Genomic DNA, 25,349 nt, shown 5'->3' with positions numbered 1-25,349 from the left:
TTCAGGGGGAGAGGTGGGCGCGAAGCCGGTCGCCCAGCACCTGGGCCACATCGGCCCAGTCGACGGCGGTGCCCATTGTAGAAAGATCGACCGTGGGCAGTCCTGCGTACCCGCAAGGGTTGATACGGTTGTAGGGTTCCAGGTCCATGGCCACGTTGAGAGCCAGTCCGTGGTAGGTGCAGTGGCGGCTCACTTTCACGCCCAGTGCGGCAATCTTGCCCAGGCCGGTGAAGTTCGGTGCCTTGTCGCTGGCATGGCCTTTTTGCGGGCGCTGGGGCAGGGGCGCATGGCCGTGCGGGTCATTCAGCCGCACGTAGATGCCGGGTGCGCCCGCGACCCGATGACCTGTCACGCCATAGTGCGCCAGTGTGCGGATCACAGCCTCTTCCAGTCGATAGACATACTCTTTGACGAAATAGCCTGCGCGGCGCAGGTCGAGCAGCGGGTAGGCCATGACCTGGCCGGGTCCGTGGTAGGTCACCTGGCCGCCTCGATCCGTTTGCACCACGGGGATGTCGCCTGGCATCAGCAGGTGATCGGCTTGGCCTGCCAGTCCTTGCGTGAACACCGGGGGGTGCTCGCACAGCCACAACGCGTCCGGCGTGTCCGGGCCGCGTTGTGCCGTGTAGTCCTGCATGGCCTGGTAGGTGGGCAGGTAGTCCACCCGGCCCAGCTCGCGCACCTCCATCACGGTCAGGCTTTCAGAGCACGACCTTGACCATGGGGTGCGAGGTCAGCGCGCGGTAGAGGTTGTCGAGCTGTTCCCGGCTGGTGGCCGTGACCGTGATGGTCACGCCCAGGTAGTTGCCGCCCTTGCTCTCGCGCAACTCGACGGTGGAGGCGTCGAAGCTCGGGTCGAACTCGCGGGCCAGGTGGGTGATGGCATGGACGAATCCGTCCGCACGCGCGCCCATGACCTTGATGGGAAAGGCGCTGGGATATTCGATCAGGCTGTCGGCGCGGGAGGCCGGGGTCTCGGGCTGGCTCATGGGGGGCAGTGTCGCAGAAGAGATCATTCTGCGATGCAAATGGGGACGGAACTGGGCAAACCAATGGGGCCCCCAGGTCATGGCAAGAGCGGGCTCCGCCCGCCCCGGGCCTCGAAGCCCCGGTGGGTCGCTTGGGATTACCCCGGGTGGCTGAAATTTTGAACCTATAATGCGTGGCTTTGCAAAAGTTGACAAACCACGCCAAAAACGAGGGTGAACGTCGGGAAAGTCAGGGTTCCTGGGACGACGCCGAAGAGGTCGAGTCTCAGTCCTTGAGTGCCGAAGAGGCGCGCCTTTGGCGCCAGCGGCATCCAGTGACCTCCCCTTGGCGCATCGTGGCTTGGCAAGCCGTGGCGGGAATGCTCGCCGCGGTGTTGACGGGATGGATCGGGCTGGTGAGCGGCTGGATCGATTCTGGGGGCGAGGCGCTGTCCATCGCGGGGTCCGTGTTGTATGGCGCTGGGGCGGTGGTTCTGCCTGCAGCCCTGCTGGCGCGGGTGATGTCGCGGCCGGTGGCCCGGCATGCCGGAGCGGCGGGCGTCAGTTTGCTGAGGTTTTTCGTTTGGGAGTTGGTCAAGCTCGCGCTGGCCGTGGCCATGATGGCCGCAGCGCCTTGGCTGGTCCCCGGTTTGAGCTGGCTGGCCCTGGTGGGCGGGCTGGTGGTGGCGATGAAGGCGCATGGGGTGGCTGCATGGTTCGAAATGCGGCGCATGTCCCCCAAAGCGCCAACGGCACCCAAGGTTTGAATTAAAAGTTGGTGATCTGATCTATGTCTGCTGAGATTGCGAGTGAAGCTCACGGCCCGACGGCCAGTGAATACATCGTCCACCACCTGCAGCACCTGCAGAAGGATTTTTCCTTCAACAGCGTGAAGCAGAGCAGCATCGTGGACTTCGGCGTCTTCAATTTGGACTCCGTGTTCTGGTCGCTGGTCCTGGGCGTGATCGGATGCTTCGTGCTGTGGCGTGCCGCGCGCAAGGCCACTTCCGGCGTGCCCGGCCGCTTTCAGGCAGCGGTCGAAATCCTGGTTGAGATGGTCGAGAACCAGGCCAAGGGCGTGATCCACAACGCCAAGAGCCGCAAACTCATTTCTCCGCTGGCGCTGACCGTGTTCGTCTGGATCTTCCTGATGAACTTCATGGACATGCTGCCGGTGGACGCCATTCCGCTGCTGTGGCACAACGTCGGCCCGGCCATGGGTTTCAAGGACTACATGCGCGTCGTGCCCACGGCCGACCTGTCCACCACCCTGGGCTTGTCGTGCTCGGTGCTGCTGGTCTGCTTGTTCTACAACATCAAAATCAAGGGCCTGGGCGGTTGGGCGCATGAGCTGATCGCCGCGCCCTTCGGTAACCACTGGGCCCTGTACCCGATCAACTTCTTGATGCAGATGATCGAGTACGTCGCCAAGACGGTCTCCCACGGCATGCGGCTGTTCGGCAACATGTTCGCGGGTGAGCTCGTGTTCATGCTGATCGCCTTGATGGGCGGCGGCTGGGCGCTGTCGGCCACGGGCATCGGTCTGGCCATTGGCCACGTGATCGCCGGTACCGTTTGGACGCTGTTCCACATCCTAGTGATCACGCTGCAGGCCTTCATCTTCATGATGCTGACGCTGATCTACACCGGTCAGGCGCACGAGGCGCACTGATCTGACGCGGGCGTGGTGGCGGTCGGCGACGGCCCCGCCTGATCTCGAATCTTTTTTGCTTCTCTTTTTTTCTTTTCTTTAACCTAGGAGTCTCCCAAATGGAAAACATTCTCGGCCTCGTTGCTCTGGCTTGCGGTCTGATCGTCGGTCTGGGCGCCATCGGCGCTTCCATCGGCATCGCCCTGATGGGTGGCAAGTTCCTCGAATCCTCGGCCCGTCAACCCGAGCTGATGAACGAACTGCAAACCAAGATGTTCATTCTGGCCGGTCTGATCGACGCCGCCTTCCTGATCGGCGTGGCCATTGCTCTGCTGTTCGCTTTCGCCAACCCCTTCGTCATCGCCGCCTGATCTCGGTTCCTTTCACGCCCGAAAGGAGTAAGCCGTGAATATCAATGCAACCCTGATCCTGCAGGCCATCGTCTTCGCGATCCTGGTGTGGTTCACGATGAAGTTCGTGTGGCCGCCCATCGCCAAGGCGCTTGACGAGCGGGCCCAGAAGATTGCCGATGGTCTCGCTGCCGCCGACAAGGCCAAGGCCGACCTCGCCGCCACTGATAAGCGTGTCGAGGCCGAGCTGGCGTCCTCGCGCAATGAAACGGCTGCCCGTCTCGCCGATGCCGAACGCCGCGCGCGCGACATCATCGAGGAAGCCAAGGCCCGTGCGACCGAGGAAGGCAACAAGATCATCGCCGCCGCCAAGTCCGAGGCCGAGCAGCAAGCCATCGCCGCGCGTGAAGCGCTGCGCGAGCAAGTGGCTGCGCTGGCCGTCAAGGGTGCCGAGCAGATCTTGCGCAAGGAGGTCAATGCTGGCGTCCATGCGGATCTCTTGAACCGCCTGAAGACCGAGCTGTGAGGGTGTGACCATGGCTGAACTTGCCACCATTGCCCGCCCCTACGCTGAAGCGCTGTTTGCCGCGGTCAAGAGCGATCTCGACGGCGCCTCGCGCTGGGTAGAAGAATTGGCCGCGATCGCGGCCAATCCTCAGCTGCAACAGTTCGCGGGCAATCCGCGCGCGACCGAGACGCAGGTCTTTGATCTGATCGCCAGCGTGGCCAAGACGCCGCTGTCCGATGCCGCCAAGAACTTCCTGCGCACTGTCATTGGCAATGGCCGCCTGAGCGCCTTGCCCGAGATCGCTGCCCAGTTCCGCGCGCTCAAGAACGCGCAGGGCGGCGTGTCGGATGCCACGGTCCACAGCGCCTTCCCGATCGAGGGCGCGGCGCTCGAAGGCGTGAAGGCGGTGCTGGAGAAGCGCTTTGCCCGCAAGCTCAATGTCAAGGTGGTGCTGGACCCCGAACTGATCGGCGGTATCCGCGTGGTGGTGGGTGACGAAGTGCTTGACACGTCCGTCAAAGCCCGTCTGGAACAAATGAAAGTGGCGCTGACGGCTTGAGGCTTGGAGCCCGCCGCGCGTCACCTCCTCAACGAGTAAGAAGGAAAGAGTCATGCAGCTCAATCCCGCAGAGATCTCTGAACTGATCAAGAGCCGGATCCAAGGCCTGTCCGCCAGCGCCGACATCCGCAACCAGGGCACGGTCGTTTCCGTGACCGACGGCATCGTCCGCATCCACGGCCTGTCCGAGGTGATGCAGGGCGAAATGCTGGAATTCCCGGCCGGCAAGGATGGTCAGCCCACCTACGGCCTGGCCCTGAACCTCGAGCGCGACTCCGTCGGCGCCGTGATTTTGGGTGAGTACGAACACATTTCCGAAGGCAACACCGTCAAGTGCACGGGCCGCATCCTGGAAGTGCCGGTCGGCCCCGAGCTGGTCGGCCGCGTGGTGAATGCCCTGGGCCAGCCCATCGACGGCAAGGGTCCGATCAACGCCAAGATGACGGACGTGATCGAGAAGGTGGCCCCAGGCGTGATCGCCCGCCAGTCCGTGGACCAGCCCATGCAAACCGGCCTGAAGTCCATCGACGCGATGGTGCCCGTCGGTCGTGGCCAGCGCGAGCTGATCATCGGCGACCGCCAGACCGGCAAGACGGCCGTGGCCATCGACGCCATCATCAACCAGAAGGGTCAGAACATGACCTGCATCTACGTGGCCATCGGACAGAAGGCCTCGTCGGTGAAGAACGTGGTGCGTGCCCTGGAGCAGGCCGGCGCGATGGCTTACACCATCGTCGTGGCCGCCACGGCTTCCGAGTCCGCCGCCATGCAGTACGTGTCGGCCTATTCGGGTTGCACGATGGGCGAATACTTCCGCGATCGCGGCCAAGACGCCCTGATCGTTTACGACGATCTGTCCAAGCAGGCCGTCGCCTACCGTCAAGTCTCTCTGCTGCTGCGCCGTCCCCCGGGCCGCGAAGCTTTCCCTGGCGACGTGTTCTATCTCCACAGCCGTCTGCTGGAGCGTGCCGCTCGTGTGAACGCTGACTACGTCGAAGCTTTCACCAAGGGCGCCGTCAAGGGCAAGACGGGTTCGTTGACGGCGCTGCCGATCATCGAAACCCAAGCCGGTGACGTGTCCGCCTTCGTGCCGACCAACGTGATCTCGATCACGGACGGTCAGATCTTCCTGGAAACCAGCCTGTTCAACGCCGGCATCCGCCCCGCCATCAACGCCGGTATCTCGGTGTCGCGCGTCGGTGGCGCTGCCCAGACCAAGCTGATCAAGAGCCTGTCCGGCGGTATCCGTACCGACTTGGCGCAGTACCGTGAGTTGGCCGCCTTCGCGCAGTTCGCCTCCGACCTGGATGCTTCCACCAAGAAGCAACTGGACCGCGGCGCGCGCGTGACCGAGCTGCTCAAGCAAGCTCAGTACAGCCCGCTGTCCATCAGCCTGATGGGTGCTTCCCTGTTCGCCGTGAACAAGGGCTTCCTCGACGACGTCGAGGTCAAGAAGGTGCTGTCCTTCGAATCCGGCCTGCACGCCTGGCTCAAGGACAAGAACGCCGCCTTGCTCGCCAAGCTGGAAGCCAACAAGGCCATGGACAAGGACGCTGAAGCCGAACTGAGCGCCGCGATCGCCGCGTTCAAGAAGACCTTCGCGTGATCCCGGCCCGACAGGATTAGGAGCCCACGATGGCAGCAGGCAAGGAAATACGCGGCAAGATCAAATCGGTGGAAAACACCAAGAAGATCACCAAGGCCATGGAAATGGTGGCCGCGTCCAAGATGCGCAAGGCACAGCAGCGCATGGCTTCGGCCCGTCCCTACGCCGAGAAGGTGCGCAACATCGCCACCAACCTCGGCCGGGCCAACCCGGAGTACGTGCACGCCTTCATGCAGACCCATGAGGAGGCCAAGTCCGCCGGCATGATCGTGGTGACGACCGACAAGGGCCTCTGCGGCGGTCTCAACACCAACGTGCTGCGCGCCGTGACCAACAAGTTGCGCGAGCTTCAGGCCGCGGGCGTGGAAACGCGGGCGGTGGCGATTGGCAACAAGGGCCTGGGCTTCCTGAACCGCGTCGGCGCCAAGGTGGTGTCGCAGTCCGTGCAGCTGGGCGACACGCCCCACTTGGACAAGCTGATCGGCCCCGTCAAGGTGCTGCTCGACGCTTACACGCGCGGTGAATTGAAGGCGGTGTACCTGTGCTACACCAAGTTCATCAACACCATGCGGCAGGAGCCGGTGGTGCAGCAGTTGCTGCCGCTGTCCGTGGAGCAAATGCGCGACGAGACGCAGGCCAGCGGCCCGCAGCATGACTGGGACTACCTCTACGAACCGGACGCGCAGACCGTCATCGACGAGTTGCTCGTGCGTTACGTCGAGGCACTGGTCTACCAGGCCGTGGCCGAGAACATGGCGTCCGAACAGTCCGCCCGCATGGTGGCCATGAAGGCCGCGACCGACAACGCCGGCAATGTGATCAGCGAGTTGAAGCTGGTCTACAACAAGACCCGCCAGGCCGGCATCACCAAGGAACTGTCGGAAATCGTGGCTGGCGCCGCGGCCGTCTGACGGCCGTTCAAGCAAGATTCAATTTACCGGAGCAAAGACATGGCTCAAGCAAACACGCAAGTGCAGGGCAAGATCGTTCAATGTATCGGCGCCGTGGTCGACGTGGAATTCCCGCGCGACCAGATGCCCAAGGTCTATGACGCCCTGAAGATGGAAGGTTCGGCCCTGACGCTCGAGGTGCAACAGCAGCTCGGTGACGGCGTGGTCCGCACCATCGCCCTGGGTTCTTCCGACGGCCTGCGCCGTGGCCTGGTGGTCACCAACACCGGCAAGGCCATCACCGTGCCCGTGGGCAAGGCCACGCTGGGCCGCATCATGGACGTGCTGGGCAACCCCATCGACGAGCGCGGCCCCGTGGCGCAAACCCAGACCGCGTCCATCCACCGCAAGGCCCCCGCCTACGACGAACTCAGCCCCTCGCAAGAGCTGCTGGAAACCGGCATCAAGGTGATCGACTTGGTCTGCCCCTTCGCCAAGGGCGGTAAGGTGGGCCTGTTCGGTGGTGCCGGCGTGGGCAAGACCGTGAACATGATGGAGCTCATCAACAACATCGCCAAGGCGCACTCGGGTCTGTCCGTGTTCGCGGGCGTGGGTGAGCGTACCCGCGAGGGCAACGACTTCTATCACGAAATGTCGGACGCTGGCGTCGTGAACCAGGAGAACCTGGGCGACTCCAAGGTGGCCATGGTCTACGGTCAGATGAACGAGCCCCCGGGCAACCGTCTGCGTGTGGCCCTGACCGGCCTGACGATGGCCGAGGCCTTCCGTGACGAAGGCAAGGACGTGCTGTTCTTCGTGGACAACATCTACCGCTACACCCTGGCCGGTACCGAAGTGTCCGCCCTGCTGGGCCGCATGCCCTCCGCCGTGGGTTACCAGCCCACGCTGGCCGAGGAAATGGGCCGTCTGCAAGAACGGATCACGTCGACCAAGGTCGGCTCCATCACGTCCATCCAAGCCGTTTACGTTCCGGCCGATGACTTGACCGACCCGTCGCCCGCCACGACCTTCGCCCACTTGGATTCCACCGTGGTGCTGAGCCGTGACATCGCCTCGCTGGGCATCTATCCCGCCGTGGACCCGCTGGACTCGACCAGCCGTCAGCTGGACCCGCAAGTCGTGGGTGAAGATCACTACACCGTGGCCCGCGCCGTGCAGGGCACGCTGCAGCGCTACAAGGAACTGCGCGACATCATCGCCATTCTGGGCATGGACGAGCTGGCGCCGGAAGACAAGCTGACCGTGGCCCGCGCCCGCAAGATCCAGCGTTTCCTGTCGCAGCCTTTCCACGTGGCCGAAGTGTTCACCGGCGCCCCGGGCAAGTACGTGCCCCTGGCCGAGACCATCCGCGGCTTCAAGATGATCGTCAACGGCGAGTGCGACCACCTGCCCGAGCAGGCCTTCTACATGGTCGGCACGATCGACGAAGCCTTCGAGAAGGCCAAGAAGGTTTGATCGGCGCCCGCACCGGAGCTACACCATGAACACGATCCACGTCGATGTGGTCAGTGCCGAAGAGTCCATCTTCTCGGGCGAGGCGCGATTCGTCGCGCTGCCCGGCGAGTCGGGTGAACTCGGCATCTATCCGCGTCACACCCCGCTGATCACGCGCGTCAAGCCGGGCTCGGTGCGCATCGAGCTGGCCGACGGCAAGGAAGAGTTCGTCTTCGTCGCCGGCGGCATTCTGGAAGTGCAGCCCGACTGCGTGACCGTGCTGTCCGACACCGCCGTGCGCGGCAAGGACCTGGACGAGGAAAAGGCGGGCGCCGCGCGCCAGGCCGCCGAGGAAGCGATCAAGAACGCCAAGAGCGAGCTGGACTTGGCCAAGGCTCAGTCCGAGCTGGCGATCGCCGCCGCCGAGATCGCGGCCCTGCGCAAGTACCTGCGCAAGAAGTAATTCCGGTCTGCCAACGCCGGCCAGTCCGGTCTTGCCCACAGCCCCGGCAGCGATGCACGGGGCTGTTTGTTTTGTGCCCGCGGTTGGGCTCGCACATGACGGACGAATGAACGTCGAGCGACAATCAGCGGTCCATGCAGAACTACCGTGCCCCCCTCTGGCTGCCTGGCGGCCATTTGCAGACCATTTGGCCGGCCCTTTATGGCCAGCGTGTTCGGGGGCCCGCGCCCCGGTTTGACCGTGAGCGCTGGAACACCCCCGATGGCGACTTCATCGATGTGGACTGGCTGCAGGACGCAGGCGACGCTCCTGCCGGACTGTTGGTGCTCTTCCACGGATTGGAGGGCTCCACGCAAAGTCAGTACGCACAAGCCTATGCGGGTTGGGCACGTGAGCAAGGGCTGGCTTACGCTGTGCCCCACTTTCGCGGATGCAGCGGCGAGCTCAATCGCGCCCCACGGGCCTACCACTCCGGGGACTGGCAAGAGATCGACTGGATCTTGCGGCGCCTGCGCGCGCGCTTTGACAAGCCGGGACAGCACCTGATCGCGGTGGGCATCTCGCTGGGCGGCAATGCGCTGCTGCGGTGGGCCGGGGAACTGGGCGATGCCGCCGCACCAGTGGCGGATGCGGTGGCCGCGGTGTGTTCGCCCCTGGACCTGGCCGCTGGTGGGCATGCCATCGGCCGCGGTTTCAACCGGCAGGTTTACACGCGCATGTTCCTCTCGACCATGAAACCCAAGGCCTTGGCCAAATGGAACCAGCACCCGGGCCTGTTCGACCGTGAACGTCTGCGACAGGCGCGCACCCTGTACGAGTTCGACGATGTGTTCACGGCTCCGTTGCATGGCTTTCGCAATACCGACGACTACTGGTTCCGGGCCTCAGCGAAGCCGTATCTCTCCGCCATCCGCCTGCCCGCCTTGGCGCTCAATGCGCGCAATGACCCTTTCGTGCCTGCGCACAGCCTGCCTCGGGCGCAGGACGCAGGGCGCTACGTCACGCTGTGGCAGCCGAAGCACGGGGGGCATGTGGGCTTCCCTTGCGGGCGCTGGCCTGCCGGTCATGTCATGGACATGCCGCGTGCCGTGGGTGACTGGTTGCTGAACGCAGCGGGTGTGAACGTGAAACGCGAGCTGGCGGCCCATGGATGACCTGGTCCGCCAGGCCATGGCCAAGTGGCCCAACGTGCCGGACTGCTATGGCTGGCTCGGTCTCGACGAGCGTGGCAACTGGTGGATGCGGGATGACCGCGCCCAGGCGGCGGGCGCCTTCGACAGCGGATTGCCCGGGGCCAAGGGCTCGCTGCTGAAACACGAAAAGCTGATCGACTTCATCCAGCGCAACTACGCGAGTGATGCGCGGGGCTGTTGGTATTTTCAGAATGGCCCGCAGCGCGTGTTCGTGGAACTGCAGGCCACGCCCTGGGTCTGGCGCCTGCACGCGCAGCGCGCGTCGCAAGACCCGTCTGCGGCGCTGGTGACCCAGGTCAGCGTGTACGCGCACAGCGGCACGCCCGTCGCACCGAAAACTTGCTTGCTCGACGAAACAGGTCGGCTGTACCTGCACACGACGCTGGGTTTGGGCCTGGTCCACACCCAGGACATGGCCCTGGCCGCGGATCTGGTGGAAGCCGGACGATGGCAGCCAGAAGCCGTTCTGGCAGCGGAGTTGCCAGCGCGTTATGGGTTTGTGCGCAGCCCCGCGAACCTGCTCTCTACCCTCACCAACGATCGTGGGCACCCGGCCTGATGCGCCGCAGGCCGAGAGACGCGGAAAAACAGGCCCTGAACCGGTGAAAAGCCCGCGCTGGTGCAAACCTCGACATGGGCTGTAAGGTCCAGGCGGCACAATCGGCACCGCAAGCCACCAAGAGGGTGCCTTGCCTCTATCCACAGGAGCTCTCATGAGTCTTTCTCTGTCCAACCATCCCAACCTGCCCTCCTACCTGAACCCCGCCGACCTGGGGCCCTGGGCCACATTCCTTGAACAAGTTGATCGCGTGCTGCCCCACCTGGGCAAGCTCAGCGTCTGGGCCGATACCCTGCGCCGTCCCAAGCGCTCCTTGATCGTCGACGTGCCCATCCACATGGACGATGGCACGGTGCGGCACTTCGAGGGCTACCGCGTGCAGCACAACGTGTCGCGCGGGCCGGGCAAGGGCGGGGTGCGTTACCACCCCGGCGTGACCCTGTCCGAAGTGATGGCCCTGGCGGGCTGGATGACCGTGAAGAACGCGGCCGTCAACCTGCCCTACGGCGGCGCCAAGGGCGGCATCCGTGTCGACCCGAAGCAGCTGTCGATGAGCGAACTGGAGCGCCTGACCCGTCGCTACACCAGCGAGATTGGCCTCATCATCGGCCCCGAGCGCGACATCCCGGCGCCCGACGTCAACACCAACGAGCGCATCATGGCGTGGATGATGGACACCTACTCCATGAACGTCGGCGCCACCAGCACCGGCGTGGTCACGGGCAAGCCCATCACCCTGGGCGGCAGCCTGGGCCGACGTGACGCCACGGGTCGTGGTTGCTTCGTCGTGGCGCGCGAAGCCATGCAGCGCCTGGGCATGGAGATGAAAGGCACGCGCGTGGCCGTGCAAGGCTTTGGCAACGTGGGCAATGCGGCAGCGCGCGTGTTCCACGAGAACGGCGCGCGCATCGTGGCTATCCAGGACGTGGCGGGCAGCATCTACAAGGCGGACGGCATTGATCCGCACGCGTTGACGGCCTTCCTGGCTCGGCGCGAGGGTACGCTGCTGGACTTCCCGGGCGTGGAGCGCATCAGCAACGACAAATTCTGGGACGTCGAGTGCGAGGTCATGTTGCCCGCCGCACTGGAGAACCAGATCACGGCCGACAACGCGGGGCGCATCCGCGCCAAGCTCGTGGTCGAAGGCGCCAACGGCCCGACGACTCCGCAGGCCGAGGATATTCTGCTGGCGCGAGGCGCCATCGTGTTGCCCGACGTGCTGGCCAACGCAGGCGGCGTGACCGTGAGCTATTTTGAGTGGGTGCAGAACGCCTCGTCCTTCTTCTGGACCGAAGCCGACATCAACGCCCGCCTGGACCGCGCGCTCAGCGACGCCTTCCGTGCCATTTGGGATCTGGGTCAGGAACGCAAGCTGGCTCTGCGCACCGCAGCCTTCGTGATCGCTTGCACCCGGGTGCTGGAAGCGCGCGAATTGCGCGGTTTGTATCCCTGATCTAGCGAGGCAGGCGGGGCAGCGCAGGCGCGCGCGCCGCCGCTCGCGGCTGCGGTCGCGCCTCAGCCCAACTGCTCTCGCACATGCGAGAGCAGGCCCGTGCAAGCGTCCTCGACCAGGTCCAGCACCTGCTCGAAACCCCGTGCGTCACCGTAGTAAGGGTCTGGCACCTCGGTGGCAGAGGACTGCTGGCACCAGCGTGTGAAAGCTTGGAGCTTGTGGCGCAGCTCGGGCGGGCAACGTTGGGTCAACAGCGCGAGATGTCCCTGATCCATGGCGAGGATCAGGTCATGGCGTGCGAAGTCGTCCTCTTCGACGCGGCGTGCGCGCAGGCCAGACAAGTCATAGCCACGCCGCGCCGCATGCGCCTGGCTGCGCCCATCCGGCGGATCGCCCACGTGATAACCGTGGGTGCCCGCCGAATCCACCAGCACGCGCCGCTGCAAACCGGCCAGTTGCACCTGCTTCAGGAAAACGCCGTGTGCGGTGGGACTGCGGCAGATGTTGCCGGTGCAGACGAAGAGCACGGCGTAGTCGGGGCGATCCTTGGTCATCGTGTCTCGGGGGTGTCTGGTGACGTTGGCAGGCGGATCACGGGGCGACGGGGCGGGTGCGGGTGCGGCACGGGACAGTCGAGTCTGTCAGTGGTCTAAGCCCAAATGACAAAGCCGGTCGAGGACCGGCTTTGTCGTGGCAGGGGCCCAGGGCCCAAGCAACCAATTACTTCGCAGCGGCCGGAGCGGCGGGCTCGGCGAACTTGGCGCCTGCGGCGTTGGCCATGAAGGCCACGGCACGTGCGATCTCGGTGTCGTTGTGCTCACCACCACCCTGGGCCGCCATGGCGCCCTTGCCCTTGAGAGCGGACGTCACCAGGCTGTCGAAGCTGTTCTTGATGCGAGCGGCCCAGGCACCGCGGTCGCCAAACTTGGGCGCACCGGCCAAGCCCGCACCGTGGCAGGCCACGCACTGGGCTTGGTAGACGGCCTCGCCGCTCTTGAGCGGACGGTTGGCGTCACGGATTTCCACCGTTCCAACCTTTTGGATGCGCTCCGCCACGGACTTTTCCATGTTGCTGGCACCCGCCGCGGGCTTCTGGCCCGACACCACGAAGAACACCAGGCCGATGATGATGAAAACCGGGAGCACGAACGCCGCCATGGACACCCACATCACTTGCTTGGGCGTCTTGATCGGGCCCGTATGGGCTTCTTCGTGTTGTTGTGCGCTCATGTCTAAATCCTTGGAATTCCTGGGAATGGATGACTTGCAATCGGCCGGGATTATAGCTTTGGCGCCCCCTCAGGCCCCGCCTGACAGCGGCGAAACCGCCTACAATCGCGCCTCACGCGCACGACGCGGCTGTAGCTCAGTGGATAGAGTATTGGCCTCCGAAGCCAAGGGTCGTGGGTTCGATCCCCGCCAGCCGCACCATCGCACACGATGGCTCTCACGCAACGCGCACAGATGCGCCACTCGCACCGGGTGGCGTTTTTTTTGCGTGTGACGCTTGTGGGCCGGACCCAATTCAGGTCGGACGCGCGCCTTGCAGGCGCTGTAGCAAGCCGAGGCCAACGCTATCCTGGGTGGCCAGGCATCCGGCCGATCTCAAGGCGGGCACAACCGCATGGATAAACAACTCCGCGGAACCTAGACTGCCTCCGGGCAAGGCGATCACGCCGTCGATTGCGTCCGCATCAAGCCAAGCCAAGATTTCCTCCGCAGCCTTCTCGGGCGTGCCCACGATCTGCCAATGGGCCGATGCAACGACTTCAGGGGCTTCGAGCAGTGCGTTCAGGGTGGGGCGGTGGTCGGCGATGTGGCGACGAACTAGCTCCGCATGGGTCCGGCTGCGCACGGGCAGAAGCGGTTCCGGAAAATCATCAGGGCCGAGCCGACGATTGGTGGGCAGGCCGTCCACGGCGATACCGAGGATCGACGCCAGCTTCGCGAGGCGTTGTGCCCGACCGAGGTGGACTTGTGCCTGTTCGAACAGCGCCTGCGCTTCGCTCTGCGAGTCGGCAAGGTAGAGACTCAGGCCAGGCAGCATGCGGATGTCGTGCGCGGCGCGGCCGTTTTGCAAGGCTCCTTGCCGGAGTTCGGTGCGCAGTTCCCTGGCTGCTTCCAGCGTGGGCGTGGCGGCAAACACCGCGTCAGCGTGGCGGGCAGCGAAGCCTCGGCCATCTTCGGAGGCACCGGCTTGGAAGACCGGGATGCGGCCATGCCGACCGGCAGGCAAGGACAGCGGCCCTCGTACCTGAAAGTATGTACCTTGGTGCTCGATCGGGCGAATGGCTCGCGTGTCGGCGTACAGGCCGCTGCTGCGGTCTTGCCGTAGCGCCTGGTCCGGGTAGCTGCGCAACAGCGCTTGCACCACCTGCAGGCTTTCCTCAGCCTGTCGGTAGCGGGCGCCTGCTTCGAGGAATGGCCGATGACCGAAGTTGTCTTGCCCTTCGAGCCCGGTGACCAGGTTCCATCCGGCCCGGCCACCACTGATCAACTGCAGGGATTCGAGCGTGCGGGCGATGTGGAAAGGTTCCTGAAAGCTGGTGGAGATGGTGGTTACCAGGCCGATATGGCGGGTCGCGCGGGCCACGCAGGTCAGCAGCAGGGTCGGGTCCATGGCGCTGGTACCCGGGCCTTGTGCCTGTGACAGTGGATCAAGGAATACCGTGTCGGGCCGGAACACGAAATCCAGGCCAGCCTGCTCTGCGCGCTGGGCCAGCGCCACGTACAGATCCACGTCGTGGTGCCGTTCGACCTGGCTGTCGGCACGCCGCCAGGCGCTACCCGAAAGCCAGGTGCTGGCGAGCGAAAGGCCCGCGATCAGGTGTCGTCGTGTCATGGGTTCGCCTTTTCGTAGCGCTAGTCGCGTGCGTTGGGGCTCGGGGTGCCGTTCATGCGCGTTCTCCCGGAGCCGCTGGCGACGTGGCATGGTGGAGAGACGCCATCGGCACCACCAGGGGCGAGGCTGTGACGGGGTCACGCATCACCTGCGCCTGGATGCCGAACACGTCCCTGAGGCGTTCGGGCGTGAGCAGGTCCGCCGGAGCGCCCGTGGCCACGATGCGCCCATCTTTCATGGCGATCAGATGGTGCGAGTAACGGGCCGCCAGGTTGAGGTCGTGCAGCACCATCACCAGCGACTTGCCCAGTTCGGTGTTGAGCCTGCGGCAGAGCTCCAGCACCTCCAGCTGGTGCGCGATGTCGAGGTAGGTGGTGGGCTCGTCGAGCATTAACACCTCGGTGTCCTGCGCCAGCACCAGGGCGATCCAGACCCGTTGGCGCTGGCCGCCGGACAGCTGTTCCACCAGCCGGTCGGCGCTGTCGCTCAGGCCGGTCTCGGCCAGAGCGCGTGCCACGGCCGCTTCGTCCTCGCGGCTCCACTGGCGCAAGAAACCCTGGTACGGAAAGCGTCCGCGCGACACCAGTTCCCGCACGCTGATGCCCGGCGGCACGGTGGACACTTGCGGCAGAAAGCCCACGCGCCGCGCCAGCGCGCGCCGCCCGAAGTCCGCCAGCGCACGGTCGTCGAAGCGCACCTGTCCGGCACGCGGTTCGATGAGGCGGCACAGGGCGCGCAACAGGGTGGACTTGCCGCAGCCGTTGGGGCCGATGATGGTGGTGATCTGGCCGCGCGGAATATGCACTTCCAGCTCGTCGCAGATGACGCGCTGGTGGTAGGCGAGGCGCAGGCCGGAGCCGGCAAACAGGGGATGCATCAGAGCGACCTCAGTCGGGGGATGGCGAAGACCAGGTACACGCCGCCGATGAGCGCGGTCATGAGGCCCACGGGCAGGTTGAGTTCGAACGGCACCGTCTGGCCGATCACGTCCACGCTGAGCAGCAGCAAGGCACCGGTCAGCGCGGCGGGCCAGAGCGGGCGGCCGTGGTCCCCGGTGAGGAAGGCGGCAAGACGTGGCGCGGCCAGGGCGATGAAGGCGATGGGCCCGGCCGCGCCGGTGGCCAGCGAGGCCAACAGCACGGCGCAGAAGGCCATCAGGGCCTTGACGCGGAGCGCGTGCACGCCGAGCTGGCGTGCGAGGTCGTCGCCCATCTCCAGCAACATGAGGCGCGACTGTCCCAGCAGCACGACAGGCAGCAACACGACCAGGCCGACCAGCAGCGGCAGCGCGTGGTTCCAGTTGCGCGCGTTCAGCGAGCCGGACAGCCACAGCTGGGCCGTGAGGGCCTGCTGCAGTTCGCCGCGCAGCAGCACGGCTTCGTTGAGCGCCGAGAGCGTGGCGCCGATGCCGATGCCGACCAGCACCAGGCGGTGGCTGGCCACCGCGCCGCCCCGCAGGGACAGCGCGAACACCACCAGCGCGGTCAGCAATCCGGAGGCAACGGCGAAGGCCGCGGAGGTCACGGTGGAAGTGCCGCCCAAAATGAAATACACCACCGCGCCCGAGGCCGCGCCGGTGGTGAAGCCGATCACGTCCGGCGAGCCCAGCGGGTTGCGCGAGAGCGACTGGAAGATGGCGCCGGCCGTCGCCAGCGCGGCGCCGGTGAGCAATGCGGTCAGCACGCGTGGCAGGCGGATGTCGAACACCACCTTGCGTTCCAGCGCCGAGCCGCCGCCGCTGAACAGGATGTCCAGCGCATGCGAGCCGCTCAGCGAGATTCGCCCGGTGCCCAGCGCCGGCAGCACCAGCAGTGCCAGCGCGGCGAGCAACAGCAGCGACACCAGCAACTGGCGCGGCACCCATTGCACGGAATGTCCGCGCCAACGCAGCACGCGCAGTCGCTGGGCTTGAGCGGGAACTTGGTTCGTTGTCACAGCTCGGACAGCCGGTCGCGCCGGGCCAACATCACGAAGAAAGGACCGCCGATCAGGGCCACCATCAGACCGGCGCCCAGGTCCGCCGGGGGTGCCAGCACGCGCCCCGCGATGTCGGCCAACAGCAGGGTGAAGATCGCCAGCAGCACCGACCAGCCCAGCAGGCGCCGGTGGTTGGGGCCCACCAACGCCCGCGCCAGGTGCGGCGCGATCAGACCCAGAAAGGCAATGGGTCCGACCGCCGCAGTGGCCGCGCCGGCCAGCAGCACGATGGTCAGCAAGGACAGACCCAGGACCAGTGGGCGGTGCACGCCCAGCGCCAGGCCCATGTCCTGCCCCAGGCCAAGCGCGTCCAGGTGGCCGGAGACGTACAACGCCAGGGCCAACCCGGCGAGCACGAAGGGCAAGGTGGTGAGCAGCACGTCCGGGCCGCGGCCTTCGAGCGCACCCACCACCCAGTTGCGGTAATGGTCGAACACCTGGTCCGTGCTGTTGATCATCACCAACTGGGACAAGGACAGCAAGACAGCCGACACGGCCACGCCAGCGAGCACGATGCGGGTGGGACTGGAGCTTACCGTGCCGGCCCCGGCAAGAAGCATCACCGCCAAGCCCGCGACAAACGCGCCGACCATGGCGGCGAAGATCTGCGAGCCCATGTTCAGCTGACCGAACAGCGCCAGCGCCACGACGACGCCCAGGCTCGCGCCCGCGTTGACGCCGAGGATGCCGGGGTCGGCCAGCGCGTTGCGCGTGACGGCCTGGATCAGCAGGCCGGCCGCGCCCAGCGCAGCGCCTACCAATACGCCGATCAGCAGGCGAGGCAGGCGCAGGTGGATCACCAGCAGGTGGTCGGGCTGGGTCGGGTCGAAGGCGCGCACCGCGTCGAGCACCGTGGCCCAGGCCACCGGCTTGGAGCCGACCGCCAGGCTGAACAAGCCCAGCAGGGGCAGGCTCAGCAGCAGCCCAAGGGCGAACAGGCGCCGTTGTGCCGCCGATAGGGGAGCGCTGCGATTCCCGGTCGATCCACTCATCGTGTCGTGTTGCCTTTGGCGAAGCGTCGTTGGATTGAATCGACGATCTCGTTAGCGCTGTAGTAATCGACGCGGAAGGAGTTCTTGCCCAGTCCGTACACCTGTTTCAGCTGCACGGCTGGCATGCGCGCCAGCACCTTGTCGCGCAGCAGTGCGTCCACATCGTTGTCGTCCTGGCGCAGCAAGAACACCGTACGCGCCTGGAGCGCGCTCAGGTGCTCATACTGAGCCTTGACGAAATCATCCCGCGCGTCCAAGCCGCTGTGCCAGCGCGGGTCCGGCGCTTCCATGCGGAAACCGAGCGCGCCGAGCAGGCTGCCATGCGAACCCTGCGGCATGGCAACCGGGTTGATCATGCCCGGCCCGTTGTAGCTGACGATGGCCGTCAAGCCTTCCGGTACGCGGATGGCCTGTGCCACCTTGCGTGTCTTCTCGGTGAATTCCGTGATCCGTGCCTCCGCCCGGTTCGAGAGCCCGGTGGCACGCCCGAGCTGGCGGCTCACCTCCTGCCAGCTGTGGGAGCCGTAATCGACGACGATTGTGGGGGCGATCTCCGACAGTGCGCGCACCGATTCGAGGGCCGAGTCGGCACCGCTGCTGGACACGACGATCAGGTCCGGCTTGACCAAGTAGACCGCTTCCAGGTCCACCGCGTTGAGCGCCCACAGGCGTTGCACCTTGCGCTCCTCGGCGACCTTCGCCCACTGATCAAAGAAGCGCTTGTTGCCGTTGGTGGACGAGGCCACCACGGGCGCGTCGATGGCCAGCAGCGAGCCGGTGAGCGTGACCGAGGTGGACAGGATGCGCTGGGGGCGCGCCGGGATGCTGACCTGCGAACCGTCCGGGTTGCGGTGGATCACCGGCCAAGTGTCGCCAGCGCCGGCCGCGCTCGCCATGGACGGCATGATCGACAGGGTTGCGAGCCCGACGCCGCAGGCCAGCAGCAGGGTGCGCAGCAGTTTCTTCATGGCAGCGCTCTCGGATCGGTCAGGGCCTGAAGTTCGGAGTGGAGGGCGGCAGGCACCTCGGCCTGCCACTGGTAGGACAGGGTCTCGAAGCGGGCGAAGCGTTTGAGGTGGTCGTCGATGATGAACTGCATGACCTTGATTTTCTCGTTCGCGTCGGCCTGCAGGTAGACAGACAGCCCCTCGGCGCTGGCTTTCATGACGCATTGCCCCTGCTCGAAACGGACTTGCCCGTCGAGCTCGGTGAACCGCGCGGGGACCTTGTGCGCGAAGTGCCGGCACAGCTTGAGGATGTACTTGGCGGCGATGGCCGTGTCGATGTGGGTGGATGCGTAGTTCACGGGGCGGGTCTGGCGGTGTCTGGGGAGGTGTTCCGGGCGCGTGGTGGTGCTAGGGTCAACCAGCGAACCGCGCGGGTGAGGGTGGGGTAAATCACCGAGCCGTGGTCTTCGCCGGCCAGGGTTTCGATCTGCAGTCGGGTGTCGGCGCCCGTGCGGGATTGGAGTTCCGTCGCGAGCTGGGCAAACCGGCCTTGCACGTCGCGGTGCGCGTGTTGCGCGACACGCTGGGCATCGTCGCCGGGCAGGGCCCGTTCATCGGCGCCGATGCCCAGGTACACCGTTCGTCCTCGACAGCGTGCATCGGCCTCGGTCAACTGAGTCAGCAACCAGCCATCAGCCCACCAAAGCGAGGGGCTGATGCTGAAGAAGGCATGGAAACGACCGGGCTGCCGCAGCAGTTTGTACAGGGTGAACAAGCCGCCGTAGGAATGGCCGTAGAGGCCAATCTCGCTCAGGGTGCTGCCTTGCTGGGCTTCCAGCCAGGGCAGCAATTGCCCGTCGAGGAAATCGGCGAAGGCATCGGCTGCGCCGCTGTCCCAGGCCTGCGCATCCCGGCCTGGCGGCAAGGCGGGCAGGAAGTCCTGCACGCGTCGCGCGCGGTCATGGAAGCGGGCGTCCGGGTAACCGACACCGACCACCATGCAAGGCGGCAGGCCACAAGCGATCCGCGCGCTGCGGTCCGCGTGCGTCTGCAGCATCAGGGCGGCTGGCGGCGCCGACAGATTGCCATCCAGCAGGATCAGCAGGCGCTGCGCCGGACCGTCGGCCGGATGGCCGGCGCGGCTGATGAACAGCCGGCGCACCGCCCCGCTGGCGGTGTCCTGAACATCCTGCACCTGAACGTAGGGCAGCTGCAAGGCTGCCGATGCGCCGGGGTCGGGTGTCTGCATCATCAGAACTTGTAGTCGAGCTGGACGCCGATGGTGCGCGGCGCCAGCACGTCTTGCGTGGTGGTGCCCTGGAAGTAGGTGTTCACGATGTACTCATCCGTCACGTTGTTCACATAGGCACGCACCGAAGCCTGCTTGGTGACGTCGTAGCTCGCGCTCACATCCAACTGCGTGTAGTCGCCGGCCTTGGCTTTCTGGCCCGCCGTGGCGCCTGCTTCATTCGAGATGTCCACGTAGTACGCTGCCACGTACTTGGCGTTGGCGCCGAGCTGCAACTGAGGCAGTAGCTGGTGCGAGACGCCCAGACCGTAGGTTCGGGCCGCCGCGTAGGGCAGTTCATTGCCCTCATAGGCCGTGTTCGCCGCGAACTTCTCCACCTCGCTGGATTGGAAACTCGCGTTGGCGTAGACATGGGTGCCGCGCCCCAGATCCGTCGCCGCCGCGAGTTCGATGCCGCGTATGGTCGCTTGGTCGACGTTGGAGATGTAGGTGCCGTTGCGGACTTGGTAGTCCTTGAACGCGTTATTGAACACATTGACCGTCAAGGAACCTCGGCCGTCGTTGAACAATTTCTTCAGGCTGATTTCCGTGGCCGTGACGTACTCCGTGTCGTACTCGTAAATGTTGCCATCGTTCGTGTCCATGCTGATGCCAGCAGGGTTGTAGCCTTTGCGCACGTCCAAGCCGACTATCGTGTCCTTGTCAAACTTGAAGCGCGCGCCCACGCGCGGCAGCACATAGGTCTTGCTCGCATCCCGAGTCTGGGTCACTGTGCCGTTGGTGATTGAACGGTCTTGCGACTCGCGCTCGACACGGCCACCCGCCAGCAGCGCCAGGCGCTCGGTCACCGGGTAGTCGATTTCACCGAAGATCGAGGTCGCGTCCGTCGCTGTGTCCCCCGAATAGCGGATCGCTCCGGCGTAGCTTTTCGCGAGTACGGTCAGGTCATCCTTGAAATACGACACGCCCACCATGGACCGGGTGCCGGACGTCGCCGAACCCAGGTTCAATCGGGCCTCCGCTCCCAGTCCATCCTGTGTGGATTTCGAGTCGAAGTAGTTGTTCGTGTTCGTGACCGCGGGGGCTGTTTGGTTGTGCGTGAAGCCCGCTTCCAGCTTGGAGCCGGATAGCAGCACGTTGATCGATCGGTGCGCATCCAGTTGATAGGTGGTGTTGGAGATGACGGTGTTCATCGTGCTGTCGCCAATCCGGTGGTTCACCTTGTCCGTCGACGCCATGTAATCGCCGGAGTCACCCACGTTGACCTGATTCAAGTACGGACCCTTTTGCGATTGGTGTTGCAGATCCAGTCGGCTGCCCAGATCAGGGTTGTCCGCGGGTGCCCAGAGCAGCTTGGCTTTGAAATCATTGCGTTCCACCTTGCCCGGGTCCGACGAGTAGTCCACGTTGGCGTTCGTGTCCACGTAGTCGATGAAGTGCTGTCCGCGCGTGACATCCGCGCTCAGGCGATAGGCCAGGCTGTCCGACACGGGGCCCGACAGCGCGAAGGCTGCTTGATTCAAGCGATTGTCATTGGCTTCCTGTGTGCCCAGACGCAAGGCGCCTTCCTGCTTGAAGGACGGGTCCTTGCTCTTGACCACGATCGCGCCGCCCACGGCTGAACGGCCTTGCATGGTCGACTGCGGGCCGCGCAGTACTTCGAGCTGCTCCACATCCCACAGGCCCGTGCCCAGCAGGTTGCCACCGGTCCACACCTGGCTCACGCCATCGACGATGGTGGCTGTGCGGGCGCGCGTCGCGCCCTTCCAGGCCAGGGACGAAAACCCCGGGCCCGCGCCATTGCTGCCGCGGATGTTCGCCACGCCACCGAATTCACCGATCGTCACGTTGGGCACTTCGGAGACCAACTCCAGCACGGTCTTTTTGTCCTTCGCTGCGATGTCCTCGGCCGTGAACACGGTGACGGCCGCCGTCGAGTCCTGTGCGGTGCGCCCCATCTTTTCCCCAAGGACCGTGATGGCCGGCAGCGCCGCCGCTTCTGTGGCCTGGGCCATGGTCAGCGAGGGCAGGGTGGCCAGGGAACAGGCCAGGGCCAGGGCGGTGGGGCCAGGGCGGCGCAGCATGGCAGCAGCCGGGCGCTTCAAGACAGACGGGACGGACATGGGCAGACTCCTGTGCATCGGGTAAGACATGGTTGACAGTGCTCAAATTCACAGCATTTGAGGTAAATCAACGATAATCATTCTCATTGGGCTATGCTTATGGAAAACGGTCAACTGCTTATGGGCGGGGTGCATACCGGTACCCCGTGCAAGGATCTGCTGTGAAAACCTCTCGCTCCGCTGACTTGTCCGAGCCCGAATCCAATGCCTTGATCAAGCAGGTGGACGGCCTGTGCGCCTTCGATACCCTTTCCATTCAGCTGCAGATCCACGCCAATGACACCCTGGAGCGGCGCACGCTGTCGCAGCGTTTCGACATGCCGGCCCAGCTGACGGTCATGTTGCTGCTCGAAGGGAGTATTCGGGTCTCGATCAACCAGACGATTTGCCACATGTCCGCAGACAAGGGGCCAGTCGGCTACCTCTGGCTGTTGACGCAGCCGGGCAGCCGGGTGCGTCACACCCAGGCAGGGCAGCGGGTGCGCAAAGTCAACATCACGGTCCCGCTGGAAGGCGTCGAGAGCATCCGCCTGCCGCGCGAACTGCGTGACTACATCTGCCTGGACCAACCGCGTTCCCAGGTCGCCACGTGGACGCCCTCACCCCAGGCGCTGCGTTGCGCCCAGGAGCTCCTAACGCAACGGAGCCAGCAGGAGGGCGACATGCACTCGCTCGAGGCCTACATCGCAGGCCTGTCCATGCTTCAGCAGGCGCTGCGGATCACGAACGAAAGCGCTCACTTGAACGCACCCGATGAGTTCCCCATAGTGAAAGACCGGGACATGGCACGAGCGCGGAAGATCCGTGAGTGCCTCATGCGCGACGCAATGGACGGCGCGGCCACGCCGGAGGCGTTGGCGCGGGAACTGGGCATGAGCGTCAGCACCCTGCAGCGTCTCTTCAAAGCAGCCTATGGCACCTCCGTGATGGAATTTCAGCGCACCGAACGTTTGAAGGCCGCGCGCAGCAAGCTTCTGGCCGGACGATTGACTGTCGGGGAAGCGGGCTATCAGGCCGGGTACTCGAACGTGTCGAATTTCTCCAGCGCGTTCCAACGTACTTTCGGCTACCCGCCGTCGGCGTGCGTGCATCGCTGAACTGAGGCAGCGCCGCACGACGGCAGCTAGAATGCCCGCGGGTGCATCGCCACGCAGGCGTTGCAGGTACAGCGCAGGTCGGGCCGCCGCGCGGCTTCTTCACGTCCTGCCGACATGATGCCCACACCCATCGAGGCGATTGCCGCCGTCATCTTCGCCCTGGCCCTGCTGCACACTTTTCTCGCCAAGCAGTTTGAGCGCCTTTCCCATCGCTTTCCCCGCCATGCCGGTGTCTTCCACCTGCTCGGTGAAGTGGAGGTGGTGTTCGGTTTCTGGGCCATCGTCCTGGTGCTGACGATGGCCTTGGTGGTGGATGCGGGGGCGGCGCTGAGCTACGCCAACAGCCGCAACTACACCGAACCCTTGTTCGTCGTCGCGGTCATGGTGGTGGCGGCTTCCAAGCCCATCACCCAGACCGTGTCCGCATCCATCCAATGGCTCGCGTCGCGCGCGCCCGTGTCCGCACCCGTGGCGGCGGTGTGGCTGGGTTTCGCCGCCGTGCCCTTGCTCGGATCGCTGATCACTGAACCGGCGGCCATGACGATTGCCGCGCTCATGCTGGCGCCCCAGGTGTTCCGCTTGTCGGTCCCTACACTGCCCAAGTACTTCGCGCTGGGCGTCTTGTTCGTGAACATCTCGATCGGGGGGACCTTGACCTCCTACGCGGCGCCGCCGGTGCTGATGGTGGCCCAGGCCTGGGGTTGGGACAGCGCCTTCATGTTCACCCAGTTCGGGTGGAAGGCCGCGCTGGCGGTCTGCGTCAACGCGACGGCCGCGACCTGGGTTCTGCGGCCGCACCTCGTCGAGTCTGGCACGGCGGTCGAGCGCGCGCAGGAGCGCCGCGTGCCCTGGGCGATCGTGCTGGTGCATGCGGGCTTGCTGGCGGGCATCGTGGCGCTGGCGCATTACCCCGTCATGTTCCTGGCCCTGTTCCTGATGTTCCTGGGCTTCACCCAGGCCTATGCCCGCCATCAGAGCCCCCTGGTGCTGCGCGAGGCGCTGCTGGTGGGCTTCTTCCTGGCCGGTCTGGTCGTGCTCGGAGGCATGCAAGCCTGGTGGTTGCAACCTTTGGTCAGCAGCCTCGCGCCGCTGGAGCTGTACTGGGGCGCGATGGCGCTCACGGCCATCACCGACAACGCAGCGTTGACGTACCTGGGTTCCCTGATCACCGGCATTTCGGACGAGGCCAAGTACATGCTGGTGGCGGGCGCGGTCGCGGGCGGCGGCTTGACAGTGATCGCCAACGCGCCCAATCCCGCGGGTGCGGCGCTGCTGAAGAAAGGCTTCAGCCAGGGGGCCCTCAGCATCGGCGGCCTGCTGCTGGGGGCCTTGCCGCCCACGGCGGTGGCCGCAGCCGCCTTTCTTCTGCTCTGAGCGGCTTTGTGATGTGCAAACCCGCGCGCTCTGCTGAACAAGAGTGCCGCTCGCCCTGCATGCAGGTGCGTGTGAGCGGAAGTGCGAGTGGAAGCACAAGTGAGCGTGACGGGGCCAGTGCGCGGGAAGGCCACCGACTTGCCGTGCAGGCTCGGTACGCGCTGCTCAGTGTGGCGCGCCACTCAACATGGCCCGGTGATCCAACTCCAGCAGCAAGGCGCGGGTTTCCTTCAGCAGGCGGGTGTTGGGGCCCGCGCGTGGCGTCGCGAGCACCAGCTTGTTGCGCACACCGGGCGGACCGATGGGCGCACGCGGCAGCCTCACCCCCGAGCCCAGATGCAGGGCGCTCTCGGGCAGCAGCGTGCAGCCCACGCCGCGTTCCACCAAGGCCAGCACCGTCTGCACCGCGCCGACCTCGGCCAGCACCTGCAGCGTGATGCCGCGCGGCAGGAGCAAGGTTTCAACCAGGCTGCGAATCGAGTTCGGCGCGCTCGGCAGCACCACGGGATACGTGGGCAGGGCCGACAAGGCGACCCGCGCCGGCAAGGTGGTGCCCGGCGGTGCCACCAGCAGCAAGGGCTCTTGCAGCAGCGTGTGGTAGCTGAGTTGGGGTGAGGGCGCTGGATCGAAGAGCAGCGCCAGGTCCAGCCGTCCCGCGACGAGCCACTCCCGCAGGTGCAAGCTCAGCCCTTCCGAAATCGACAGCACGGCACGCGGCAGTCGTTCGCGGAAGCGTGCGACCAGTTCGGCGCTCAGCTGCAAGGCCACGCGCGGTGGCAGGCCGATCACCACGCGCCCCGACGGGCTGGCGTTGAGTTCGCGCAGCTCCTCGCGCGCCCGGGTCGCGATCTCCAGAATCTGCCGTGCATGCGCCAGCAAGGCCTGCCCAGCTTCCGTCGGCATGACGCCGCGGCCCGTTCGCGTCAGCAGCCTCTGCCGCACATCGGCCTCGAGCAGTGCGACCTGACGACTCAGCGAGGGTTGGGTCATGTGCAGCGAGGCGGCCGCGGCACTGAAACTGCCCGATTCAACGACCCGAACGAAATACTGAAGCTGACGCATGTCCATAGGAACTGAGCATAGCTGCTATAGA

27 protein-coding genes and 1 tRNA gene are annotated in these 25,349 nt (G+C 65.3%); 15 read left to right on the top strand and 13 right to left on the bottom strand.

The annotated features are described in order from the left end of the window. Position 1 precedes the first annotated feature (1 nt). On the bottom strand, positions 2 to 688 hold the full coding sequence (gene lipB / locus ACLBKS_RS15130) for a lipoyl(octanoyl) transferase LipB (protein WP_410193679.1): 687 nt from the start codon (positions 686 to 688) through the stop codon (positions 2 to 4). 13 nt (positions 689 to 701) lie between these two features. After that, on the bottom strand, positions 702 to 989 hold the full coding sequence (locus tag ACLBKS_RS15125; protein WP_410193641.1) for a DUF493 family protein: 288 nt from the start codon (positions 987 to 989) through the stop codon (positions 702 to 704). Between the two features lie 179 nt (positions 990 to 1,168). On the opposite strand from ACLBKS_RS15125, the gene ACLBKS_RS15120 reads away from it, so the two are divergent. The 12 genes from ACLBKS_RS15120 (at position 1,169) to ACLBKS_RS15065 (ending at position 11,655) form a co-directional block, all read left to right on the top strand. Further along, the gene (locus ACLBKS_RS15120; RefSeq protein WP_410193640.1) at positions 1,169 to 1,735 is read left to right on the top strand and encodes an ATP synthase subunit I; all 567 of its coding nucleotides are present in this window, start codon (positions 1,169 to 1,171) and stop codon (positions 1,733 to 1,735) included. A gap of 23 nt (positions 1,736 to 1,758) precedes the next feature. After that, complete coding sequence (gene atpB, locus ACLBKS_RS15115; protein WP_410193639.1) at positions 1,759 to 2,640, top strand: F0F1 ATP synthase subunit A; 882 nt, start codon at positions 1,759 to 1,761, stop codon at positions 2,638 to 2,640. Positions 2,641 to 2,738: 98 nt separating this feature from the next. Beyond that, positions 2,739 to 2,990 carry a F0F1 ATP synthase subunit C gene (atpE, locus tag ACLBKS_RS15110; RefSeq protein WP_131277745.1) on the top strand — a complete coding sequence of 84 codons (252 nt, stop codon included), beginning with the start codon at positions 2,739 to 2,741 and terminating at the stop codon, positions 2,988 to 2,990. Between the two features lie 34 nt (positions 2,991 to 3,024). Continuing rightward, on the top strand, positions 3,025 to 3,495 hold the full coding sequence (locus ACLBKS_RS15105) for a F0F1 ATP synthase subunit B (RefSeq protein WP_410193638.1): 471 nt from the start codon (positions 3,025 to 3,027) through the stop codon (positions 3,493 to 3,495). 10 nt (positions 3,496 to 3,505) lie between these two features. Next, a complete protein-coding gene (locus tag ACLBKS_RS15100; RefSeq protein WP_410193637.1) occupies positions 3,506 to 4,036 on the top strand; it encodes a F0F1 ATP synthase subunit delta in 531 nt (176 codons plus the stop codon). A 52-nt stretch (positions 4,037 to 4,088) separates the two neighbouring features. Then, positions 4,089 to 5,642 (top strand): F0F1 ATP synthase subunit alpha, encoded by a 1,554-nt coding sequence (gene atpA, locus ACLBKS_RS15095; protein ID WP_410193636.1) that lies wholly within the window; start codon positions 4,089 to 4,091, stop codon positions 5,640 to 5,642. A gap of 29 nt (positions 5,643 to 5,671) precedes the next feature. Further along, positions 5,672 to 6,553: a F0F1 ATP synthase subunit gamma gene (atpG, locus tag ACLBKS_RS15090; protein WP_410193635.1), complete on the top strand. Its 882-nt coding sequence runs from the start codon at positions 5,672 to 5,674 to the stop codon at positions 6,551 to 6,553. A gap of 39 nt (positions 6,554 to 6,592) precedes the next feature. Then, positions 6,593 to 8,008, top strand: a complete 1,416-nt coding sequence (atpD, locus tag ACLBKS_RS15085; RefSeq protein ID WP_410193634.1) for a F0F1 ATP synthase subunit beta — start codon at positions 6,593 to 6,595, stop codon at positions 8,006 to 8,008. Positions 8,009 to 8,033: 25 nt separating this feature from the next. Next, on the top strand, positions 8,034 to 8,450 hold the full coding sequence (locus tag ACLBKS_RS15080; RefSeq protein WP_410193633.1) for a F0F1 ATP synthase subunit epsilon: 417 nt from the start codon (positions 8,034 to 8,036) through the stop codon (positions 8,448 to 8,450). 134 nt (positions 8,451 to 8,584) lie between these two features. Then, a complete protein-coding gene (locus tag ACLBKS_RS15075; protein WP_410193632.1) occupies positions 8,585 to 9,604 on the top strand; it encodes a YheT family hydrolase in 1,020 nt (339 codons plus the stop codon). Beyond that, a complete protein-coding gene (locus ACLBKS_RS15070) occupies positions 9,597 to 10,202 on the top strand; it encodes a DUF2946 family protein (RefSeq protein WP_410193631.1) in 606 nt (201 codons plus the stop codon). Before ACLBKS_RS15075 ends, ACLBKS_RS15070 begins: the two co-directional genes overlap by 8 nt. Positions 10,203 to 10,356: 154 nt before the next feature. After that, a complete protein-coding gene (locus ACLBKS_RS15065) occupies positions 10,357 to 11,655 on the top strand; it encodes a Glu/Leu/Phe/Val family dehydrogenase (RefSeq protein ID WP_410193630.1) in 1,299 nt (432 codons plus the stop codon). Between the two features lie 62 nt (positions 11,656 to 11,717). On the opposite strand, the gene ACLBKS_RS15060 is transcribed toward ACLBKS_RS15065, so the two are convergent. Beyond that, the gene (locus tag ACLBKS_RS15060) at positions 11,718 to 12,209 is read right to left on the bottom strand and encodes a low molecular weight protein-tyrosine-phosphatase (protein WP_410193629.1); all 492 of its coding nucleotides are present in this window, start codon (positions 12,207 to 12,209) and stop codon (positions 11,718 to 11,720) included. Positions 12,210 to 12,375: 166 nt separating this feature from the next. Then, on the bottom strand, positions 12,376 to 12,885 hold the full coding sequence (locus ACLBKS_RS15055) for a c-type cytochrome (protein WP_410193628.1): 510 nt from the start codon (positions 12,883 to 12,885) through the stop codon (positions 12,376 to 12,378). A 125-nt stretch (positions 12,886 to 13,010) separates the two neighbouring features. On the opposite strand from ACLBKS_RS15055, the gene ACLBKS_RS15050 reads away from it, so the two are divergent. Beyond that, positions 13,011 to 13,086, top strand: a tRNA-Arg gene (locus tag ACLBKS_RS15050). A gap of 94 nt (positions 13,087 to 13,180) precedes the next feature. Here ACLBKS_RS15050 and ACLBKS_RS15045 read toward each other — a convergent pair. Genes ACLBKS_RS15045 through ACLBKS_RS15010 form a run of 8 tightly spaced genes read right to left on the bottom strand, consistent with a single transcriptional unit; the run spans position 13,181 to position 21,785 of the window. Then, a complete protein-coding gene (locus ACLBKS_RS15045) occupies positions 13,181 to 14,497 on the bottom strand; it encodes an NtaA/DmoA family FMN-dependent monooxygenase (RefSeq protein WP_410193627.1) in 1,317 nt (438 codons plus the stop codon). Between the two features lie 52 nt (positions 14,498 to 14,549). After that, entirely contained in the window at positions 14,550 to 15,374 is an 825-nt protein-coding gene (locus ACLBKS_RS15040; protein WP_410193626.1) for an ABC transporter ATP-binding protein, read from the bottom strand. Beyond that, positions 15,374 to 16,432, bottom strand: a complete 1,059-nt coding sequence (locus ACLBKS_RS15035; protein ID WP_410193625.1) for a FecCD family ABC transporter permease — start codon at positions 16,430 to 16,432, stop codon at positions 15,374 to 15,376. Before ACLBKS_RS15035 ends, ACLBKS_RS15040 begins: the two co-directional genes overlap by 1 nt. After that, positions 16,429 to 17,466, bottom strand: a complete 1,038-nt coding sequence (locus ACLBKS_RS15030) for a FecCD family ABC transporter permease (protein ID WP_410193624.1) — start codon at positions 17,464 to 17,466, stop codon at positions 16,429 to 16,431. The genes ACLBKS_RS15035 and ACLBKS_RS15030 overlap by 4 nt, the downstream gene beginning before the upstream one ends. Beyond that, positions 17,463 to 18,434, bottom strand: a complete 972-nt coding sequence (gene fepB / locus ACLBKS_RS15025) for a Fe2+-enterobactin ABC transporter substrate-binding protein (RefSeq protein ID WP_410193623.1) — start codon at positions 18,432 to 18,434, stop codon at positions 17,463 to 17,465. The genes ACLBKS_RS15030 and fepB overlap by 4 nt, the downstream gene beginning before the upstream one ends. Next, on the bottom strand, positions 18,431 to 18,772 hold the full coding sequence (locus ACLBKS_RS15020) for a DUF2218 domain-containing protein (RefSeq protein WP_410193622.1): 342 nt from the start codon (positions 18,770 to 18,772) through the stop codon (positions 18,431 to 18,433). The genes fepB and ACLBKS_RS15020 overlap by 4 nt, the downstream gene beginning before the upstream one ends. Continuing rightward, positions 18,769 to 19,662, bottom strand: coding sequence for an alpha/beta hydrolase (locus tag ACLBKS_RS15015; RefSeq protein ID WP_410193621.1), 894 nt, complete (start codon positions 19,660 to 19,662; stop codon positions 18,769 to 18,771). Before ACLBKS_RS15015 ends, ACLBKS_RS15020 begins: the two co-directional genes overlap by 4 nt. A gap of 2 nt (positions 19,663 to 19,664) precedes the next feature. Beyond that, complete coding sequence (locus tag ACLBKS_RS15010) at positions 19,665 to 21,785, bottom strand: TonB-dependent receptor (protein WP_410193620.1); 2,121 nt, start codon at positions 21,783 to 21,785, stop codon at positions 19,665 to 19,667. 185 nt (positions 21,786 to 21,970) lie between these two features. Between ACLBKS_RS15010 and ACLBKS_RS15005 the strand changes: the two genes are divergently transcribed. Both ACLBKS_RS15005 and ACLBKS_RS15000 read left to right on the top strand, forming a co-directional pair. Beyond that, a complete protein-coding gene (locus ACLBKS_RS15005) occupies positions 21,971 to 22,882 on the top strand; it encodes a helix-turn-helix transcriptional regulator (RefSeq protein WP_410193619.1) in 912 nt (303 codons plus the stop codon). A gap of 114 nt (positions 22,883 to 22,996) precedes the next feature. Beyond that, positions 22,997 to 24,256: a putative Na+/H+ antiporter gene (locus tag ACLBKS_RS15000; RefSeq protein WP_410193618.1), complete on the top strand. Its 1,260-nt coding sequence runs from the start codon at positions 22,997 to 22,999 to the stop codon at positions 24,254 to 24,256. A 165-nt stretch (positions 24,257 to 24,421) separates the two neighbouring features. Here the strand turns inward: ACLBKS_RS15000 and ACLBKS_RS14995 are convergent, their stop codons facing one another. Further along, a complete protein-coding gene (locus tag ACLBKS_RS14995; RefSeq protein ID WP_410193617.1) occupies positions 24,422 to 25,324 on the bottom strand; it encodes a LysR substrate-binding domain-containing protein in 903 nt (300 codons plus the stop codon). Between the last annotated feature and the right edge of the window lie 25 nt (positions 25,325 to 25,349).

Source organism: Hylemonella sp. W303a (assembly GCF_046452315.1).
Taxonomy (GTDB): Bacteria; Pseudomonadota; Gammaproteobacteria; order Burkholderiales; family Burkholderiaceae_C; genus Hylemonella.
Note: the sequence above shows the minus strand (reverse complement) of the source record. Positions and strands in the feature narration are given on the sequence as shown.